The sequence below is a fragment of the Rhizobium sp. PAMB 3182 genome (assembly GCF_052908355.1).
On record NZ_CM128607.1, the window covers coordinates 3,716,789 to 3,734,247 of the forward strand.

At 62.6% G+C, this 17,459-nt stretch carries 15 protein-coding genes and 1 tRNA gene; 10 read left to right on the forward strand and 6 right to left on the reverse strand.

The features are described from left to right. Positions 1-422: 422 nt before the first annotated feature. The 3 genes from rpoD (at position 423) to ACU5AZ_RS17855 (ending at position 5,255) form a co-directional block, all read left to right on the forward strand. The gene (gene rpoD / locus ACU5AZ_RS17845) at positions 423-2,480 is read left to right on the forward strand and encodes an RNA polymerase sigma factor RpoD (RefSeq protein ID WP_446823665.1); all 2,058 of its coding nucleotides are present in this window, start codon (positions 423-425) and stop codon (positions 2,478-2,480) included. A gap of 372 nt (positions 2,481-2,852) precedes the next feature. Beyond that, the gene (gene glgX, locus ACU5AZ_RS17850; RefSeq protein ID WP_446823666.1) at positions 2,853-4,940 is read left to right on the forward strand and encodes a glycogen debranching protein GlgX; all 2,088 of its coding nucleotides are present in this window, start codon (positions 2,853-2,855) and stop codon (positions 4,938-4,940) included. A gap of 72 nt (positions 4,941-5,012) precedes the next feature. Beyond that, positions 5,013-5,255, forward strand: a complete 243-nt coding sequence (locus tag ACU5AZ_RS17855; protein WP_446823667.1) for a hypothetical protein — start codon at positions 5,013-5,015, stop codon at positions 5,253-5,255. A 184-nt stretch (positions 5,256-5,439) separates the two neighbouring features. On the opposite strand, the gene ACU5AZ_RS17860 is transcribed toward ACU5AZ_RS17855, so the two are convergent. Then, the gene (locus ACU5AZ_RS17860; protein WP_446823668.1) at positions 5,440-7,080 is read right to left on the reverse strand and encodes an autotransporter outer membrane beta-barrel domain-containing protein; all 1,641 of its coding nucleotides are present in this window, start codon (positions 7,078-7,080) and stop codon (positions 5,440-5,442) included. 597 nt (positions 7,081-7,677) lie between these two features. Here ACU5AZ_RS17860 and ACU5AZ_RS17865 point away from each other — a divergent pair. Both ACU5AZ_RS17865 and ACU5AZ_RS17870 read left to right on the forward strand, forming a co-directional pair. Continuing rightward, entirely contained in the window at positions 7,678-8,508 is an 831-nt protein-coding gene (locus tag ACU5AZ_RS17865) for an EamA family transporter (RefSeq protein ID WP_446823669.1), read from the forward strand. Positions 8,509-8,572: 64 nt separating this feature from the next. Beyond that, entirely contained in the window at positions 8,573-9,616 is a 1,044-nt protein-coding gene (locus ACU5AZ_RS17870) for a DUF930 domain-containing protein (protein ID WP_446823670.1), read from the forward strand. 5 nt (positions 9,617-9,621) lie between these two features. On the opposite strand, the gene ACU5AZ_RS17875 is transcribed toward ACU5AZ_RS17870, so the two are convergent. After that, positions 9,622-10,260, reverse strand: coding sequence for an MliC family protein (locus ACU5AZ_RS17875; protein WP_446823671.1), 639 nt, complete (start codon positions 10,258-10,260; stop codon positions 9,622-9,624). 10 nt (positions 10,261-10,270) lie between these two features. Beyond that, positions 10,271-10,741: a heme-degrading domain-containing protein gene (locus ACU5AZ_RS17880; RefSeq protein WP_446823672.1), complete on the reverse strand. Its 471-nt coding sequence runs from the start codon at positions 10,739-10,741 to the stop codon at positions 10,271-10,273. A gap of 127 nt (positions 10,742-10,868) precedes the next feature. Here ACU5AZ_RS17880 and ACU5AZ_RS17885 point away from each other — a divergent pair, with 127 nt between their 5' ends. The 3 genes from ACU5AZ_RS17885 (at position 10,869) to ACU5AZ_RS17895 (ending at position 12,441) form a co-directional block, all read left to right on the forward strand. Further along, on the forward strand, positions 10,869-11,291 hold the full coding sequence (locus ACU5AZ_RS17885; RefSeq protein ID WP_446823673.1) for a secondary thiamine-phosphate synthase enzyme YjbQ: 423 nt from the start codon (positions 10,869-10,871) through the stop codon (positions 11,289-11,291). Between the two features lie 147 nt (positions 11,292-11,438). Next, positions 11,439-11,807 (forward strand): hypothetical protein, encoded by a 369-nt coding sequence (locus tag ACU5AZ_RS17890; RefSeq protein WP_446823674.1) that lies wholly within the window; start codon positions 11,439-11,441, stop codon positions 11,805-11,807. Positions 11,808-12,108: 301 nt separating this feature from the next. After that, the gene (locus ACU5AZ_RS17895) at positions 12,109-12,441 is read left to right on the forward strand and encodes a hypothetical protein (RefSeq protein WP_446823675.1); all 333 of its coding nucleotides are present in this window, start codon (positions 12,109-12,111) and stop codon (positions 12,439-12,441) included. Between the two features lie 87 nt (positions 12,442-12,528). Here ACU5AZ_RS17895 and ACU5AZ_RS17900 read toward each other — a convergent pair whose 3' ends face one another. Further along, complete coding sequence (locus ACU5AZ_RS17900) at positions 12,529-13,260, reverse strand: SIMPL domain-containing protein (protein WP_446823676.1); 732 nt, start codon at positions 13,258-13,260, stop codon at positions 12,529-12,531. 167 nt (positions 13,261-13,427) lie between these two features. On the opposite strand from ACU5AZ_RS17900, the gene ACU5AZ_RS17905 reads away from it, so the two are divergent. Together ACU5AZ_RS17905 and iolG are read left to right on the forward strand one after the other, a co-directional pair. Next, positions 13,428-13,503: transfer RNA gene (locus tag ACU5AZ_RS17905), tRNA-Ile, on the forward strand. Between the two features lie 488 nt (positions 13,504-13,991). Beyond that, the gene (iolG, locus tag ACU5AZ_RS17910) at positions 13,992-14,984 is read left to right on the forward strand and encodes an inositol 2-dehydrogenase (protein WP_446823677.1); all 993 of its coding nucleotides are present in this window, start codon (positions 13,992-13,994) and stop codon (positions 14,982-14,984) included. 77 nt (positions 14,985-15,061) lie between these two features. Here the strand turns inward: iolG and ACU5AZ_RS17915 are convergent, their stop codons facing one another. Next, on the reverse strand, positions 15,062-16,309 hold the full coding sequence (locus ACU5AZ_RS17915) for an enolase C-terminal domain-like protein (protein WP_446823678.1): 1,248 nt from the start codon (positions 16,307-16,309) through the stop codon (positions 15,062-15,064). Continuing rightward, on the reverse strand, positions 16,302-17,453 hold the full coding sequence (locus ACU5AZ_RS17920; RefSeq protein ID WP_446823679.1) for an enolase C-terminal domain-like protein: 1,152 nt from the start codon (positions 17,451-17,453) through the stop codon (positions 16,302-16,304). The genes ACU5AZ_RS17915 and ACU5AZ_RS17920 overlap by 8 nt, the downstream gene beginning before the upstream one ends. Positions 17,454-17,459 lie beyond the last annotated feature (6 nt).

Sequence of the window (17,459 nt, forward strand, 5' to 3'; positions counted from 1 at the left end):
ATTTCAGGGGTGAAGATTGCGTGATCGTGCCTGCACTTGTCTTTGAACCGGGCGCTCCTACATTATGGTCCAGATGGATGGTGAAGGTCCGGACCCCGGTTGTTAAAGGTTTTTTCCGCAAATTCGGCGCTTTTTCGCGTATGAAGCTTGACGGACGAAAAAATTGTGGGAATCACCATCTCTAAAAGTTTGGTGAACGGTATCGGGCGGATCAGGGAAACCATGACTGGCAACAAGCGGTCGCAAATGCCGACCGGCGAGCAGGCGTCCGTGAGTGTGGTTAATCTGGCATTAAACGTCGTTCCATTAGCTGACGAAAGGCGATTCGTTCGCAGGACCTCCGTATCGTGACCGATCCGGCAGGCGCGGGCGACGTTTACCGTCTGGGCAATTGAAAGCGTCAACGAAAGCGACAAGGCAATATGGCAACCAAGGTCAAAGAAAACGAAGAAGCCGAATCGGAACGCGATAGCTCGCAGGATGGTCCGCTTCTCGATCTTTCCGCCGACGCGGTCAAGAAGATGATCAAGGCCGCCAAGAAGCGCGGCTATGTGACGATGGATGAGCTCAATGCCGTCCTGCCGTCCGAGGAAGTCACGTCCGAGCAGATCGAAGACACCATGGCGATGCTCTCCGACATGGGCATCAACGTCATCGAAGACGAGGACGAGGTCGACGAGAACGCCAATGCGAACTCCGACGACAGTGACGACGAAGATAGCGAAGGCGGTGCGCTGGCCGCGCCGTCGACCGGTGCGCTGACCACGGCGAAGAAGAAGGAACCGACGGACCGTACCGACGATCCGGTGCGCATGTATCTGCGCGAAATGGGATCGGTCGAGCTGCTGTCGCGCGAAGGCGAAATCGCGATTGCGAAGCGCATCGAGGCTGGCCGCGAAACCATGATCGGCGGCCTCTGTGAGAGCCCGCTGACCTTCCAGGCGCTGATCATCTGGCGCGACGAGCTCAATGAAGGCACGACGCTGCTGCGCGAAATCATCGACCTCGAGACAACCTATTCCGGTCCCGAGGCGAAGGCCGCTCCGCAGTTCCAGAGCCCTGAAAAGATCGAAGCCGACCGCAAGGCGGCCGAAGAGAAAGAAAACACGCGCCGGGCGCGGGCCTCTTCGTCCGGTGAGGACGACATCACCAATGTCGGCGGCGAGATGGGCCTGCCGGAAGAGGAAGAAGAAGACGAGGACGAGAGCAACCTGTCGCTGGCGGCCATGGAAGCCGAGCTGCGGCCGCAGGTGATGATGACGCTCGACCACATCGCCGACACCTACAAGAAGCTGCGCAAGCTGCAGGACCAGCAGGTGGAAGCCCGCCTGGCGGCAACCGGTACGCTGTCGTCCGCCCAGGAGCGCCGCTACAAGGAGCTGAAGGACGAGCTGATCACGGCGGTCAAGTCGCTGTCGCTCAACCAGAACCGCATCGACCTTCTGGTCGAGCAGCTCTACGACATCAACAAGCGCCTCGTGCAGAACGAGGGCCGTCTGCTGCGTCTCGCCGAAAGCTACGGCGTCAAGCGTGACAGCTTCCTCGAACAGTACCAGGGCGCGGAACTCGATCCGAATTGGATGAAGTCGATCGCCAATCTGGCCGCCAAGGGCTGGAAGGATTTCGCCCGCGAGGAAAACCAGACGATCCGCGATATCCGCTCGGAGATCCAGAGCCTTGCGACCGAGACCGGCATTTCGGTCACGGAATTCCGCCGCATCGTGCACATGGTGCAGAAGGGTGAGCGCGAAGCCCGCATCGCCAAGAAGGAAATGGTCGAGGCCAACCTGCGTCTCGTCATCTCGATCGCCAAGAAGTACACGAACCGCGGCCTGCAGTTCCTCGATCTCATTCAGGAAGGCAACATCGGTCTGATGAAGGCTGTCGACAAGTTCGAATACCGCCGCGGCTACAAGTTCTCGACCTATGCGACGTGGTGGATCCGTCAGGCGATCACCCGCTCGATCGCCGACCAGGCCCGCACGATCCGTATTCCGGTGCACATGATCGAGACGATCAACAAGATCGTCCGCACGTCGCGCCAGATGCTGCACGAGATCGGCCGCGAGCCGACGCCGGAAGAACTGGCAGAAAAGCTCGCCATGCCGCTCGAAAAGGTCCGCAAGGTCCTGAAGATCGCCAAGGAGCCGATCTCGCTGGAAACGCCGGTCGGCGACGAAGAGGATTCGCATCTCGGCGACTTCATCGAGGACAAGAACGCGCTTCTGCCGATCGATGCCGCCATCCAGGCGAACCTGCGCGAGACGACGACCCGCGTTCTGGCATCGCTCACGCCGCGTGAAGAACGCGTCCTGCGCATGCGCTTCGGCATCGGCATGAACACCGACCATACGCTCGAAGAAGTCGGCCAGCAGTTCTCGGTCACCCGCGAACGTATCCGTCAGATCGAGGCGAAGGCGCTGCGCAAGCTCAAGCACCCGAGCCGCTCGCGCAAGCTGCGCTCGTTCCTGGATAGCTAAGCTCTCCGCACTGCTATTGATAAGAAGCCCGGCGTGTTCTTCACGCCGGGTTTTTTGTTGTTGAGACACTTCGGGTGCGGTCGAAGCCGCTGAAGTGTCTCGCATGCTTCCGGCCACGCAAAATTTCTGCCACCCACGGAACAAGTATTCATCCACGGAGTTATGCCAGCGAAGAGCCAGTCCTACTGTCTCTTTCGCCGAAGGCACAAAGCGGCGCATCTTTTCAATAGAGAGAACCGCGATGAAGCCTCAGTTGCTGCAGGGCAAGCCATCGGGTGAGGCGGGTCGATCCCGGCGCCCCTCCGGCATGAGACATTTTCCTGAAAATCATATCTTCCCATTCCTCGTCGCAATTTCGGGCGGTCACCACTCATGAATGCTGAAGCTGGAAAGTACGTCATCGAATCCGGTCGCTGGACCGAACTGGGTGCGGTGTGGGACGGGGAAGGGGTCAATTTCGCGCTCTTTTCCGCGCATGCGGAACGTGTCGAACTCTGTCTGTTCGACACCAGCGGCGAGGTGGAGGTCGCGCGGCTGACGCTTCCTGAATACACCAACGAGATCTGGCACGGCTATGTGCCGGGGCTGGCGCCGGGGACACTCTACGGGTTCCGGGTGCATGGTCCGTTCGACCCGATGGCCGGCCATCGCTTCAACCCGAACAAGCTGCTCCTCGACCCGTACGCCCGCGAGATCGTCGGCGACGTCAAATGGTCCGAGGCGGTCTTCGGCTATCGCTTCGAGGACGAGGCCGGAGATCTTTCCTTCAATGACCTCGATAGCGCTGCGTTCATGCCCAAGGCGCGGGTCTGTGCGCCGTTGTCGGAGGAGGGCGAGAGCCGCCCGCATCACCGACCGGTGCCGTGGCCAACGACGATCATCTACGAGGCACATGTGAAAGGGTTCACGGCCTTGAAGAGCGACGTGCCCGAGCGGGAGCGCGGCAAGTTTCTCGGCATGGCGCATCCGAATGTCGTCGAATACATCAAGAGCCTGGGTGTGACGGCGGTCGAGCTGTTGCCCGTCCATGCCTTCACCGACGACGGCCATCTGATCGATCGCGGCCTCAGCAATTACTGGGGCTACAGCACGATGGGCTTCTTCGCCCCCGCCAACCGCTATGTTATCGAGAACGGCCGGCGCGAATTTCGCGACATGGTCCGCGCCTTCCATGACGCCGGCATCGAGGTCATTCTCGACGTGGTCTACAACCACACCAACGAGGGCAACGAAATGGGCCCGACCCTGTCGTTCAAGGGGATCGACAACTTTTCTTATTACCGGACGATGCCGGACGAGGCGCGCTACTACATCAACGACACGGGTACCGGCAACACGGTGAACACCTCCCATCCGCGCGTCATCCGGATGATCACGGATTCGATGCGCTACTGGGCGAGCGAGATGGAGGTCGACGGCTTCCGCTTCGATCTGGGATCGATTCTCGGGCGGGAGCCCGAGGGCTTCGACCGCCGCGGCGGCTTCTTCGATGCCGTCATGCAGGATCCGGTCCTGTCGGCGGTCAAGCTGATCGGCGAGCCCTGGGACCTCGGCCCCGGCGGTTATCAGCTCGGCGGTTTTCCGCCCGGCTGGGCGGAGTGGAACGACCAGTATCGCGACGGTGTGCGGCAGTTCTGGCGCAACGATCAGGGCTCTGCCTCGGACGTCGCCGCGCGGCTCCTGGGCTCTGCGGACATCTACGACCATAGCGGCCGCCGGCCCTGGTCGAGTGTCAATTTCGTCACCGCGCATGACGGCTACACGCTTCGCGATCTGGTGAGCTACGAGGGCAAGCACAACGAGGCCAATGGCGAGGACAATCGCGACGGCCACGACAACAATCACAGCTACAATTACGGCGCGGAAGGACCGACCGACGATCCGCGGATCAATGACATCCGTCTGCGCCAGGCAAAGAACCTGATGGCGACGCTGCTCTTCTCGCATGGCACGCCGATGATCCTTGCCGGCGACGAGTTCGGCCACACGCAACGGGGCAACAATAACGGGTTCTGCCAGGACAATGACATCACCTGGTTCGATTGGGATCATATCGACGAAGCCGGCCATGATCTCAGCCGTTTCACCCGTCGCCTCATCGCGCTCCGAAAGCAGCAGCCGCTTCTCCATCGCCGCAACTGGCGGGACGGAATGGCCATCAACTGGTTCGACGCGGACGGTGGCGAGAAGTCGGCGGACTCCTGGGCGAATTCCAATTGCTTCCAGCTGCATCTGGCGAGCGGGAAGAAGTATCGGAGCCGCAGTGCCTGGAACGAAGCGCTGATCTTCTGCAATCCGTCCGAGGAGGATGTGACGTTCCGCATGCCTGCACAGCTTGAAGACCGCCGCTGGACGCTGGCGCTGTTGACCGATGCGACCGATCCGGAGCCTTCGAGCCACGAACCCGGCAGCGAATTCCAGATGAAATCCCGTTCGATCGCGATCTTTTCCAGAGCCTAGGAAAGATCAATCGGTACGGCAGGTGCTACCGGCCGGAGGAGGCCGGGCGCAGAGTTTTACGGAGGAGAAGCGATGAAAGACATACTATGTGACATTGTGCCGGATTGCGACGGCTGGACCTATGAACTCGCCGGGCGCACCTCACCGCGGTTTCATACCTACGACCTTGCGTTCGCCGCTGCCGTGAAGGATGCGCGCGACCGGGCGGCGCGTGTGAAGTTCAAGGGGATCGTCATCCGCCGCCAGGATCTTCAGGGCCAAATGCGCGAGGTCTTGAAGGAGGTTCGCGCCGCCTCACTCGTCCGCCACCATTGATGATTGGCGATGAACGTTTTCCCCGTTCGTGTTCCGGGGGAGAATGTCGAGAAAGTCATCGTGCAAAGTTTGCTCTTTTTGGAAGAGGACCTGACTGTCCTTTGGTTGCTTCCGAAGGAGGCATCCGCCGGACGGTTGATTGACCGGCGGTGAGCCGGGCGCAACTGTCTCGCCCGGCGTGTGCTCAGAAGGCGACCTTGACGCCTGTGTTGGCGGACCAGGACCATGTGCCGTCGGTGTAGAGGCCGGCATTGGCGCCGCCGTAGACGGTCGTCTGCGGATTGAGCTGCAGCTCCCCGGCAAGGCCGAGCCTGGCCCCGAAGACATTACGGTGGCCGATCGTCGAGACGGTGAAGTCGGTGCCGCTGACGCTGGCGTTCATGTCGGATGAGCCGAGGTTGACGGTATCGACCAGAGAGGCAACGAGCGAGGCATTGGCCGCCATTCCGTTGTCGAAGGTGCGGCTGTTGGTCAGCTTGGCTTCCAGCACGGCTTCGAGAGACTGCGAGGTGCGGTCGTCATAGGTGACGTTCTGGGTGGAGCCGGTTTCCGTATAGCCGCGGTAGAAACCGGCGGTGTAGCGCAGCTTGGCAGCGGGCGTCACGCTCCAGCCGGGCGCGCCGAACGCGATCTTCTTCGACACCGCCACTTCCGGCGAGATGTACCAGCCATTGAACGTGCCGGTTGCATCGTCGGAGCCGGAGACCTCGCGGGTGCTGCGGCTATGAATGCCGCCGGCGATCAGCGAGGTGTCGAAGGTGAGGCCGGCCATCTCGCGGCGCAGATAGACGCCGCCGAAGCCGGTGTCGCCGGTCACTTTGCCGGTCCCGTCGTCGGCCCTGTTGATCATGCGGCCGATACCGCCGAGAATGCCGAAGCGGCCGAAATCAAACTGATGGCCGATACCGGCGGCGACGCCGTAATTGGAAGCCGTGGTATCGTTGCCGTTATCATAGGTCTGGCCGCCGAAGGCGCGCAGCCACAGGAGGTTGCCGAATTTGTCGACGGCGGTATCGTCAGCAATCTTCTTGATGGCAGCGGTGGCCGGCGTATCCTTCTTTTCCTCGGCGTAGCCAAGCGCGCCTGAACCGGACGGCAGGTCGATGCCGTCGAAGGGCCGCTCGATGTCGATGTCGAGGATCGAGGTCATCACCTGGTTGATCGAGCCGGTATAACCAGTGACCGCATGCGGCAGCGAGGCTGTGCCCGCGCTCTCGACCACCTCGAAGGTGCCGGAGGAGGTATCCTCGTCGGTCATCACCAGCGTCTGGCGGGCGTTGTTCAGGGTGATGGTGTTGTTGTCGGCGTCATAATAGGCGACCGGAACGGAATAGCTGCCCGAGCCGAAGGTCGTCGCGTTGCCGGTCGTGTCGTTGTAATCGACCACGCCGTCGAAAACGGCGCCGGACAGGATGTTCAGCGTGTTGCCGTTCAGCCCCAGATAGATCGCCTCAACGCCGCCGGAAATCGTGCCTTTATTGGTGATAGAAACGGTACTTTCGCTTGCGAAAATCCCATATCTGTTCCCCGCGATTGTTCCACTATTATAAAGCGTGGGAGTAACTGCATTGTTGCTGAGTTCGACGCCGGCCCACACTCCGACGAGGTTTCCGTAATTGGTAATCGCCACAGTACCGGTGTTCTCGGCAATCCAAATTGCGTCATACATGGTGCCCGTCACCGTGTAGTCCGCCCCGATCGTCAGCTCGACGCCACTCGACCCGACCAAATCGATGCCGTCGAAATCCGTGATGTCCCCGGAAACCGAGTACGAACAATCGGTCTGATATCTGATGGCATAGTCCGTCCATGAATTGTCTTCCACGGTACACTCGGCGGCTGTCGCCTGGGAAGGCAAAACGGCATATAGCTGCAATGCCGACGCTCCGGCCATTAGCGCCAGGATATGCAAGCGACCAAGACAAAGCTTCGCATGTCCGCCAGAAGGCTGAGTATGTATGGCCATTGTTTGAATACCCGCAACAACACCCGAGCGAGACCCCAGGCTCCCCTTTCCGAGGCGAGAATCGCAACCATCGGAAGATGTTTCGTTATTCTCATGCGGCCCCGCTTTCAGCAAGTCTTCCGAATTGGCTCTAACTGAACCTTTTTTGGTATTAATTTCGGTACTTTAAGGTTGCATCACAAACGAGGCCGCTGCTCGGAATGGATATCGATAGGCGGCCTATGAGGGGGGTGTGCAGCTTTGCAAACAAGCGGCCTCGTGGCGATCTCAGTCCGGTCTCTCCATGCGCCGATACCGCTATCGATTTCCGTTGCGTTCACCATTGGCTTGCGCGTTTGAACACAATTGCAAGCCGGGAAACGGGCCGTTCTCGACAGGCAGGGGTGAGTCCTGTAGCGTCCGTCTCCGCGTCGTCTTGCGCCGGGAGGTCTTCCCGGAACCACCCGGAAAATCTCCATGCCCCTCAGCGTCTTCGCCGTCGTCCTCTTCGCCGCCCTGCTGCACGCCTCCTGGAACGCCATCGTCAAGGGCGGCGGCAACAAGGTGCTGACCGCTGTTCTCGTCGCCGCGTTCTCCTCGGTCCTGGCGATGGTGCTGCTGCCCTTCCTGCCGCAGCCGGCGCGCGAAAGCTGGCCGTTCATCGCGGCCTCCACCTGCTGCCAGGTGGTCTATTACATGATGGTGGCGCGCACCTATCACGTCGCCGACATGAGCCAGGCCTATCCGCTGATGCGTGGCACCGCGCCGCTGATCGTGGCGCTGATTTCGGCCTTCTTCGTCGCCGAGAAGCTGGTGCCGCTGGAATGGGCCGGCATCGCCGTCATCTGCTTCGGGATCCTGACGATGGCGGTCAATTCCCGCGGCAATGCGCAAGGCGCCATGCTGGCGCTCATGAACGCCTGCGTGATCGCCACTTACACGCTGATCGACGGCATGGGGGTGCGGCTCTCCGGCGCGCCGGCGGCCTATACGCTCTGGGTCTTCCTGCTGACCGGCATTCCGCTCACGCTCTGGGCGGTTCTCGCCTACAAGGCGGTGTTCTTCGATTATCTGAAACGCAACTGGCTCGGCGGCCTCGTCGGCGGCATCGGAACATCGGCATCCTACGGCCTGGCGCTCTGGGCGATGACGATCGCGCCGGTCGCCGTCGTTGCCGCGCTGCGTGAAACCTCCATTCTCTTCGGGGCGCTGATCTCCTATTTCGTGCTGCACGAAAAGGTCGGCCGCGCCCGCATCGCCGCCGCCTGCGTCATCGCCGCCGGCGTGATGGTGCTGAAAGCGGCGTGAGGGGCGGCTCTTTCTTCCGCCATTGCCTTGATTGGGCCTCATTGCGACCCACATCAATCTGACCATGAGCGAATTGACGGCGGACATTGAGGATCACCAGTTGCAACGCCGCCGGCGTCGGCAGGTGACTGCCGGTGCCGTCGTGTCGGTGGGGTTGCATCTGCTCCTGTTGGCGATCTTCCTCTTCGGCCTGCCGGAGTTCCCCGAAAAGCAGGAGGAGCAACAACAGGCCGTGCAGGTTGCCCTGGTGCCCCCGCCGGAGGAGACGCCGCCGCCCAAAGCCGAGGAAAAGCCCGAGGAGCAGGCGGCACCGCCGAAGCCGCCGCCCAAGCCGCAGACGCCGCCACCCGGCCAGCCGGACCAGGCGATGCGCATTCCGATCCCCGTGCTCAATCCCGCCTACCGCTTCGGAGACAAGGATGCCGGTCCGAAGAAGGCGCTCGACGGCGATGCGGCTCGCAAGCTCGAAACGGATGAGGCCAAGCCGGAGGTCAAGCCGCAGGAGGCCGCAGGCGGCAAGCCAGCGCCATCGGAGGCCGACAAGAAGGCCGAGGACCCCAAGCCCAAGCCATTGCCGCAAACCTTGACGGCAGCAAAGTCCGGCGCCGATGCAATGTCGGAGGAAGAAGCCGCCGCGGCGCTTGCGCTGCCGGTTGAAGACGATAAGGAAGCGGACAAGACCAAGGCCGAGGCGGATGAGGCCAAAAAGGAGGCGGAGGATGCCGCCAAGCCGGAGGACGTGCCCGATCTGAAGCGGGCGGGCAAGCTGTACTCGAATTCGGACAGTACCTCCGAGGAGGCGATGATTGCCGAGAACGGCATTCCGCCTTCGGAGCGCGCGAGCCGGCTCTGCGTGACCGAACTGCGCGAGCAGCTGCGCCATGGCAAGCCTTCCTACCAGCCTGAGCTGCTGCCGGCCTACAACCTGCCCAGCGGAACCGTGCTGGCGGTTCGCAAGGCTGCCTTCCGCGCCCAGGGGCAATGGTTCGACCTGTCCTTCCGCTGCGAGGTCGACAAGGGCGCCACCCGCGTCGTCTCCTTCGCCTACGCCGTCGGCGCCCCCGTGCCGCGCGCCAAGTGGAAGGAGAGGGGTTTCCCGGCGTTTTGAGGCGGCTACTGCTGCCTCACCTTGCAGGTGAAGTCGTTGCCTTGCGGCCATGTCACCATCGCTTCGTCGCCCTTGACCCAGAACTCAAGGCCGAAGTCGCCTTCGTAGCGGGCGCCGGAGGCGGAGATGGCCTGGAGGGCGATTTTCGTCGTGTCGCCGCGCTCCAGCCTAACGGACTGCGGATCCGTGTCGAAGAAGGTGGCGACGACCTCGTCGGACGGGTTGCCGTTGCAGGTGTAGAACACCGGCGCGTGGCCCTTGATCAGCACGTAGCGCGCCTGCAGTTCGGCGATCCGGTTGCGGTAGGCGGTCTTGGTGCACTGGCGCTTGTCGTCCGCCTTCCAGCAGTCGTCGCGGCCCTTGATCCAGCCGCGCTGATAGGCCTTCATGTCGCTCAGCGCCGCCCCGTGGTTCGGCATTTTTTCCACCACGTCGACCGCCTCTTTGAATGTGTCCTGCAGCTTGCGGTCGAGCGCCGCCAAGCCGTCGTCGCCGCAGATGAGCGTCTCTATCTCGTGGCTCGCCTTGGCGCAGTCGAAGCTCGGCGAGGCGGCCTCAGCCGGCGGTGCCGGCATCAGCCACAGGCAGCTCGCCGCCAGCAGACCTGTGCCGGCAGTGATTGCGGTCTTCGCCAGGCTGGTCATGATCCTCTCCCTATTGCGCCAGGTATGTCTCGAGCGCGTCAACGATCATCTGGTGGTCTTCGGCCTGTGCGAGACCGGAAACGGTGATTGCCGCCACCACGCCGACGCCTTCGACGCGGACGGGGAAGCTGCCGCCATGGGTGGCATATTCCATCAGGTCGATGCCGATATCCGGCCCGGGCGTGCGTCCCTTCTGGCGCATGCCTTCGCCGACGGCGAAGGAGGCGCGGTGGAAGCGCAGCGTCGTGTTCGACTTGCGGCGCGCCCACTCGTCATTGTCGGGAGCCGAACCTGGAAGTGCCGCGTGGAAGAGGGTGCGATTCGGCGTGCGGATGTCGATGACGACGGACGCATATTGCGCCTGCGCCGCCTGTACCAGCGCCAGCCCCACCTGCAGTGCGGTCGATTCGTTGAAGGTGGAAAAGACCAGCGCCTTTTCCTGCGCGGCGAGCTTCTCCAAGAGGTCTTCCGTGTCGGCCATGAATGTCTCCTCGTTTTTCGCGGGATGTTACCTGCAGGCGTGCCAACGGGGAAGGGGCACGGCGCGCGACCTTGCAATCGGGACCGCTTCGCGCCAAGTCTCCGTCAGGTGACGACAGGAGACCGCCATGCCGCAGACCATGCTTTCGCTTTCCACCCGTGGCGCCGGGCTCTACGAGTTCACGCGCGAGGCCGAGGCCTTCGTGCGTGCCAATGCGGCGGGCGAGGGGCTCTTGACCGTGTTCGTCCGCCACACCTCCTGTTCGCTCGTCATCCAGGAAAACGCGGATCCGGACGTCCGGCGCGACCTCGATGAATTCTTCCGCCGGCTGGTGCCGGACTCCGACGACCCGTCGATGCGCTGGATCGTCCACACCATGGAAGGCCCGGATGACATGCCTGCGCATATCAAGGCGGCGCTGACCCAGACCTCGATCGGCATTCCGGTAACCGACGGCCGGTTGGCGCTTGGCACCTGGCAGGGCCTCTATCTCTTCGAGCACAGGACACGTCCCCACAGCCGCCAGATCGTGCTGCATCTTTCGGCCTGAAATCAAATTCGCTTCGTGAACGGCAGATGAATATCCGGTTCCGGATCGGTTCAGATTGGCTGGACTAAATTCCACTCAATCCCTTGGAGAGGGGGAGTGCAACCAGATCAGCCAACGTCACGAACGGACGTTTTTCGGAGAGAGACCATGACCAACTTCATCGCAAAGGCAGGCATTGCAGCTTTGGTTTCCATCGCCGCCATTACCGGCATCACCTCCACCGCTTCCGCCCGTGACCCGGGCTTCGGCTTTGGCATCTACATCGACAGCCCCGGCTATCACGATGGATACCGTGACGGCTACCGTGGCGACCGCGGTCGCGATTTCGGCCGCGACTTTGGCCGCCGGCCCGCTTGCAGCCCGTGGCAGGCTGTCGACAAGGCCGAACGCTTCGGTGTTCGCCGCGCCCATGTCGTCGACATGAACCGTCGCACCGTGGTCGTCGATGGCCGCCAGCATCACCGCCCGGTCCGGCTGGTGTTCGCCAACGTTCCCGGCTGCCCGGTCATCCGCTAGTAACCTGAAACAAGCCTTCTCCGGCCACCTACTTCCCCGTCCAGGAGCCGGAGCTCTGAAGCCGCCCTTTGTCTTCCCGCAAAGGGCGGCTTTCTGCGTTTGGACGTCGGGTCGTTTGCCTCGCACCATGCGAAAGCCGGGCGTTTGCGCGGCGGAAATCATGGCTTTTTCATGAATGGCGGATGAACGGCCGGTTCCGTTTGGGTTCAGGCGGCAGGCGATATCGTCAGGTCAATCACTTGGGACGAGTGATTGAGGAGAGCAGTCTTCGAAACCCAACGTCAACTCAAGGAGAGAGACCATGACCAACTTCATCGCCAAGGCAGGTATTGCCCTTCTGATCTCGCTCGGCACCATCGCCGGCACCACGTCTACCGCCGCCGCCCGCGGCCCGGATGTCGGCTTCGGCATCTATTTCGGTACGCCGGGCCATCACTACTACAGCGGCCATCGCGAACATCGCCGCGGTTGCGTCCCCGGCCAGGCCCTGCGCAAGGCTGAACGTCACGGCGTTCGCCACGCCCGCATCGTGCGCGCCGATCACCGCCGCGTCGTGGTCAAGGGTCGCCAGCACCGCCACCAGGTGCGGATGGTGTTCGCGAACGCCCGCGGTTGCCCGCTGATCGGACGCTAAACCCGAACCGCCCCGCCGGGCGGACACAAAAAACCGCCCTTCGCAGACCTGCGGAGGGCGGTTTTCATTTGTGGTCTTTTCTTGCGCCTACTGTTCCAGCGCGAATGTCACATTGACGGTGACCGAGTAGCTGTTTTCGCCGGCGGCGACCGGCACGCTGGCGTCGGCCATTTCCTTGGCCATCGACATGCGGACCATGGGCTGCGGCATGGGCGCGGCGGAGGCCTCGCTCATTTCGACGATGCGGCCGAGCTTGACGCCGGCGGCTTCCGACAGGGTCTTGGCCTTGGCGATCGCGTTCTTGACGGCATCCGTGCGGGCGGCCTCGAGCAGCGCATCCGGCTTGTCGTTGGCAAAGCGGATGCCTCCGCCCTGATTGACCCCGAGCGTCACCGACTTGTCGAGCACTGCGCCGAGCTTGGAGAGATCGCGGATACGGATCGTCAGGCTGTTGGTCACCGAGTAGCCGGTCAGCGTCGGCGCCGAGCCGTCATTCTTGGAATAGTCGTATTTCGGCTGGATCGACAGGCCGGAGGTCTGGAGGTCCTTCTCGGCGATGCCGTCCTTCTTCAGCGCCGCCAGGACGTCGCTCATCGCCTTGTTGTTGGCGTCGAGCGCCTCGCGGGCGGTATCGGCTTCGCGCAGGACGGCAAGGTCGATGATCGCCATGTCGGGTGCGGTGGAAGCCTCCCCGGTGCCGCTGACGGAGAGCATCGCCTCCTTCGGCGCGGTATCTTCGGCGAAGGCGGAGGACGATAGGGCAAGGCTTGCGACACCGAGGGCGGCGAAGAAGGTGCGGCGGGCAAGAATGGAACTCAAGATCAATCCTCCTGTTGTATATGCGGTTTTCAGCAACCGCTCATAAGCTTGTGCATGGCGATTGTGAAGCGATTACGGCAACTCTTGCCCGGCGCGGCTTTATCGGCTAGAGCGGAACCCGCGCGGGCGGAACCATTGCTTCCCGCGCATCGCGCGCCTGCCGCGCCGGGCCTGTAGCTCAATGGTTAGAGCCGGCGGCTCATAACCGCTTGGTTGGGGGTTCGAGTCCCTCCGGGCCCACCATTTGTCTTTGAGATCAATAATTTACGCCCCGGTTGGCCGGTTTGCCTTCCGCGAGGCGGGCGGTCGTGAACTTGTTTGTCCCGACGCATATCATGTGAGAACTTCAGCCTCATGCATATTCGCGTTTGAAACAAAAATTCCATTTTTATTTTGCGCGGAATGGATGCTTGATTTTTTGTGGCGAGGTCTTAGTGTACGCGGCGCTCGCGGTTTGGTGCGGGCGTTCTGGGAGGAGACGGGTCGCCGGTGGGCGGCGCAATCGGCGGCTTTCGGCCGCAGGGAATTTTCATCGACTTCAGTCATCCGGTGATTGCCTTCGGCCCCTGTTGGCGGGTAGGGCAATTGTGAGCCCGTAGCAGTTCTGGCGAGGCGAGGGCGCTATGTCACTGCGCCTGCCATGCCGCCAAAATGCCTGAAGGCGACGCCATCATCTGACAGGTTACGACCGGGCACGAGGCGTGCCCTTCAATCTTATGGAGAATAAAGACATGATCAGGTTCGGAGTGCTCGGCGCGGGCCGTATCGGCAAGGTGCATGCCGCCACGATCGCGGCAAACCCGAAGGCGAAGCTCAGCTATATCGCCGACGCCTTTCCGGCATCCGCCGAGGCGCTGGCCGCCCAGACGGGTGCGCAGGTGAAGAGCGTCGAGGAGATCATTGCGGCGAGCGACGTCGACGCGATCCTGATCGCCACGCCGACTCCCAGCCACGCGGATCTGATCGAAGCGGGTGCGAAGGCCGGCAAGGCCGTGCTTTGCGAAAAGCCGGTGTCGATGTCGGTCGAGCGCATCGACCAGTGCCTCGAGGTAGTCGCCAAGACCGACACGACGCTGATGATCGGCTTCAACCGCCGCTTCGACCCGAATTTTGCCAGCGTCGAGGCCCGCCTTCGCCGCGGCGATGTCGGCGCGATCGAGATCGTCACCATCACCAGCCGCGATCCGTCGCCGCCGCCGGCCGAATACGTCAAGTCGTCGGGCGGCCTGTTCCGCGACATGATGATCCACGACTTCGACATGGCCCGCTTCCTGATGGGCGAGGAGTTCGTCGTGGTCAACGCGCTCGGCTCGGCGCTCGTCGACAAGGCGATCGGCGCTGAAGGCGATGTCGATACCGCTGCCGTGCAGATGCAGACGGCGTCCGGCCGCATCGCGGTCATCACCAATTCGCGCCGCGCCACCTATGGCTACGACCAGCGCATCGAGGTGCACGGCGCCGGCGGCATGCTGGCCGCGAAGAACATCCAGAACACCAGCGTCGAGATGTCGAACGCCGACGGTGTGAAGGGCGATCCGGTGCAGCACTTCTTCCTGGAGCGTTATGCCCAGGCCTATGCCAACGAGATCAACACCTTCATCGAGGCGATCGACGCCGGCAACAAGAGCCCGCGTCCGTCCGGCTTCGATGGCCTGCAGGCGCAGAAGCTGGCGGAAGCCGCAACGCTCTCCTGGCAGACCGGCAAGCCGGTCGAACTGGCCTGATACGGCCGAAGTCTGATTGACGGAAAAGGGCGGCCCCGGAGTGATCCGGGGCCGCCCTCTTCGTTTGCACGGAATGCTTAGAACTTCGGACGCCCGAACTTCCAGTCGGGCAGGTGGCGTTGCATTTCGGCCGCGTCGTTGCGCTCGCCATAGCCGTTGTCGAGATAGTTCTGGTGCAGGCGCTTCAGCTCGCTGCGGTCGAGCGTGACGCCAAGGCCGGGGCCGTCGGGTATGGCCAGCGAACCCTTCTCGAATTTCAGCTTGCCGCCTTCGATCACCTCGTCGATCGCCCACGGGTAATGGGTGTCGCAGTCATAGGTGAGGTTCGGCGTGGCAGCCGCCAGATGCGTCATGGCGGCGAGCGAAATGCCGAGATGCGAGTTGGAATGCATCGACAGGCCGATGCCCCAGACGTCGCAGATGTTTGCGAGATGACGGCTTGCCATCAGGCCGCCCCAGTAATGGTGGTCGGAGAGGATGACGCGCACCGCATCCTTGGCGATTGCCGGCGGGATGTGGGCGGTTTCGACGACGCACATGTTGGTGGCGAGCGGAATGTCGGTCGCCGCCTGGACGACGGACATGGCCGGGATGCCGAGCGTCGGGTCTTCCAGATACTCGATCAGTCCGGTGAGCCGCGGCAGGAGCTTCAGCGTCGTGTGGACGTGCCAGCCGCCGTTCGGATCGATCCGGAGCGGCGCCTTGGGGAAGGCTTCTCGCAGCGCTTCGAGTGCGGCGACTTCTTCTTCCGCTTCAAACACGCCGGCCTTCAGCTTGATCGCCTCGAAGCCGTATTCGCCGATCATCTTGCGGGCCTGTTCGACCATGCCTTGCGGATCCAGCGCCGCGCCCCATTCGTCGTCTTCGGTCTCGTCGATGTGGCGGCCGAACTTGTAGAACAGGTAGGCGGAGAAGGGGACGCGTTCGCGCACCGGGCCACCGAGCAGGTCGCAGACGCGCCGGCCGGTCGACTTGCCGAGCGCATCCCAGAGGGCGACCTCGACCGCGCCGACGACGCGCGGCAGCACGGCTTCCTTCTCGACATAGCCGCGCATGGAGGTGGTAACGGCCTTGCGGGCGCGCGCCCACAGGCCGTTGATGTTGGTGATGTCCATGCCGACCAACATGGGGGCGAGCTCCTTAAGCCCGTCGAGCACGGGCTTGGTGCCGTAGGATTCGCCAAGGCCGATGACGCCGTCCTCGGTCTCCACCTCGATGATCGAGCGGAGCGCGAAGGGCTGGTGGCAGCCGGCATTGTTCAAGAGCGGCGGATCGTAGAACGCGATGGGAGTGACGCGCAGTTCGGCAATACGGGTATCAGACACGGTTGGCCTCTATGTAGTCCAGGTTGTAATCATGCCCCAGTCCGGGCGTGTTGCGGCAATGGACGTAACCGTCCTGATCCATCTCATCATCGATGCGATTCTGATAGGCCGACGGTTTGTCGTAATCGAGGAACGGGTGCAACAATCCGCGTTCATAGTAGCTGGTGTTCGGGATCGCCGCGGCGACGGCGAGATTGCCGGCACCGGTGCCGTGAACCTCGCAGGACATGTGGAAGCTTTCGGCGAGATGAGCGGTCTTCATGGCCGGGCCGATGCCGCCGACATCCCACACACCGGTGCGCAGCATGTCGCAGGCGCCCTTGGCCGCCCATTCCGCGCGCGTCCAGTGCTTGCCGGTCATGGATTCGGGGCCGAGGATGTTGAGCTTCGGCGTGCGGGCCGTCAGCCACTGGTAGGAGGACAGCGAGGCTTCCTCCATCATCTCCTCGATCCAGTAGAAATCGAGCTCCTCGAGCTTGCGGCAGAGCCAGAGGGCGTCGGCGCGCGAATACCAGTGGTTGGGGTCGAGCATCAGCGGAATGTCCGGGCCGACGGCCTCGCGCACGGCGGCGCAGGCGGCATAGTCCATCCGCACATTCGGCGCGCCGGGGATCGGCGGCATCCAGGTGTGCAGCTTGACGGCCTTGTAGCCGCGCACATTGACCAGCCATTCGGCGAAGCGGCCGTAATCTTCCGGCGTGGCCAGCCCGTTTTCCAGATCGTCGCCGCACATGGTCGAACCATAGGCGAGGATCTTGTCGCGGTAGCCGCCGATGAGCTTCCAGACCGGCTGGCCGCTGGCCTTGCCGGCGAGGTCCCACAGCGCCAGCTCGACAGCGCAGAGCGTACGGTCCGTCAGCTTCATCGACGAGCCGCGCTGCCATTTGTAGAGCGCCTGCCACAGTCGCTCGATGCGCAGCGGATCTTCGCCAACGAGGACCGGCCGGACGAATTTCTCGATCAGCTGTTCCTCGATGTCGCCGTAGCTGGTGACGATGTGGCCGGTGGTGCCGTCGTCGGCGGTGATCGTCAGAAGCGCCGACTGCGCCTCGCGCTCGGGGCCGGGATGGGTGTGGCCGTCGGTGTCCTTCACCTTGTTGGTGATGTAGCGGAACTTCGTCGTTGTGATGGTCTCGATCTTCATGATCCG

Excerpts from the sequence above, each read along its gene's own strand:
- rpoD (WP_446823665.1), top strand. The coding sequence starts at position 423 with ATGGCAACCAAGGTCAAAGAAAACGAAGAAGCCGAATCGGAACGCGAT.
- glgX (WP_446823666.1), top strand. The coding sequence starts at position 2,853 with ATGAATGCTGAAGCTGGAAAGTACGTCATCGAATCCGGTCGCTGGACC.
- ACU5AZ_RS17855 (WP_446823667.1), top strand. The coding sequence starts at position 5,013 with ATGAAAGACATACTATGTGACATTGTGCCGGATTGCGACGGCTGGACC.
- ACU5AZ_RS17865 (WP_446823669.1), top strand. The coding sequence starts at position 7,678 with ATGCCCCTCAGCGTCTTCGCCGTCGTCCTCTTCGCCGCCCTGCTGCAC.
- ACU5AZ_RS17870 (WP_446823670.1), top strand. The coding sequence starts at position 8,573 with ATGAGCGAATTGACGGCGGACATTGAGGATCACCAGTTGCAACGCCGC.
- ACU5AZ_RS17875 (WP_446823671.1), bottom strand. The coding sequence starts at position 10,260 with ATGACCAGCCTGGCGAAGACCGCAATCACTGCCGGCACAGGTCTGCTG.
- ACU5AZ_RS17880 (WP_446823672.1), bottom strand. The coding sequence starts at position 10,741 with ATGGCCGACACGGAAGACCTCTTGGAGAAGCTCGCCGCGCAGGAAAAG.
- ACU5AZ_RS17885 (WP_446823673.1), top strand. The coding sequence starts at position 10,869 with ATGCCGCAGACCATGCTTTCGCTTTCCACCCGTGGCGCCGGGCTCTAC.
- ACU5AZ_RS17890 (WP_446823674.1), top strand. The coding sequence starts at position 11,439 with ATGACCAACTTCATCGCAAAGGCAGGCATTGCAGCTTTGGTTTCCATC.
- ACU5AZ_RS17895 (WP_446823675.1), top strand. The coding sequence starts at position 12,109 with ATGACCAACTTCATCGCCAAGGCAGGTATTGCCCTTCTGATCTCGCTC.
- iolG (WP_446823677.1), top strand. The coding sequence starts at position 13,992 with ATGATCAGGTTCGGAGTGCTCGGCGCGGGCCGTATCGGCAAGGTGCAT.
- ACU5AZ_RS17920 (WP_446823679.1), bottom strand. The coding sequence starts at position 17,453 with ATGAAGATCGAGACCATCACAACGACGAAGTTCCGCTACATCACCAAC.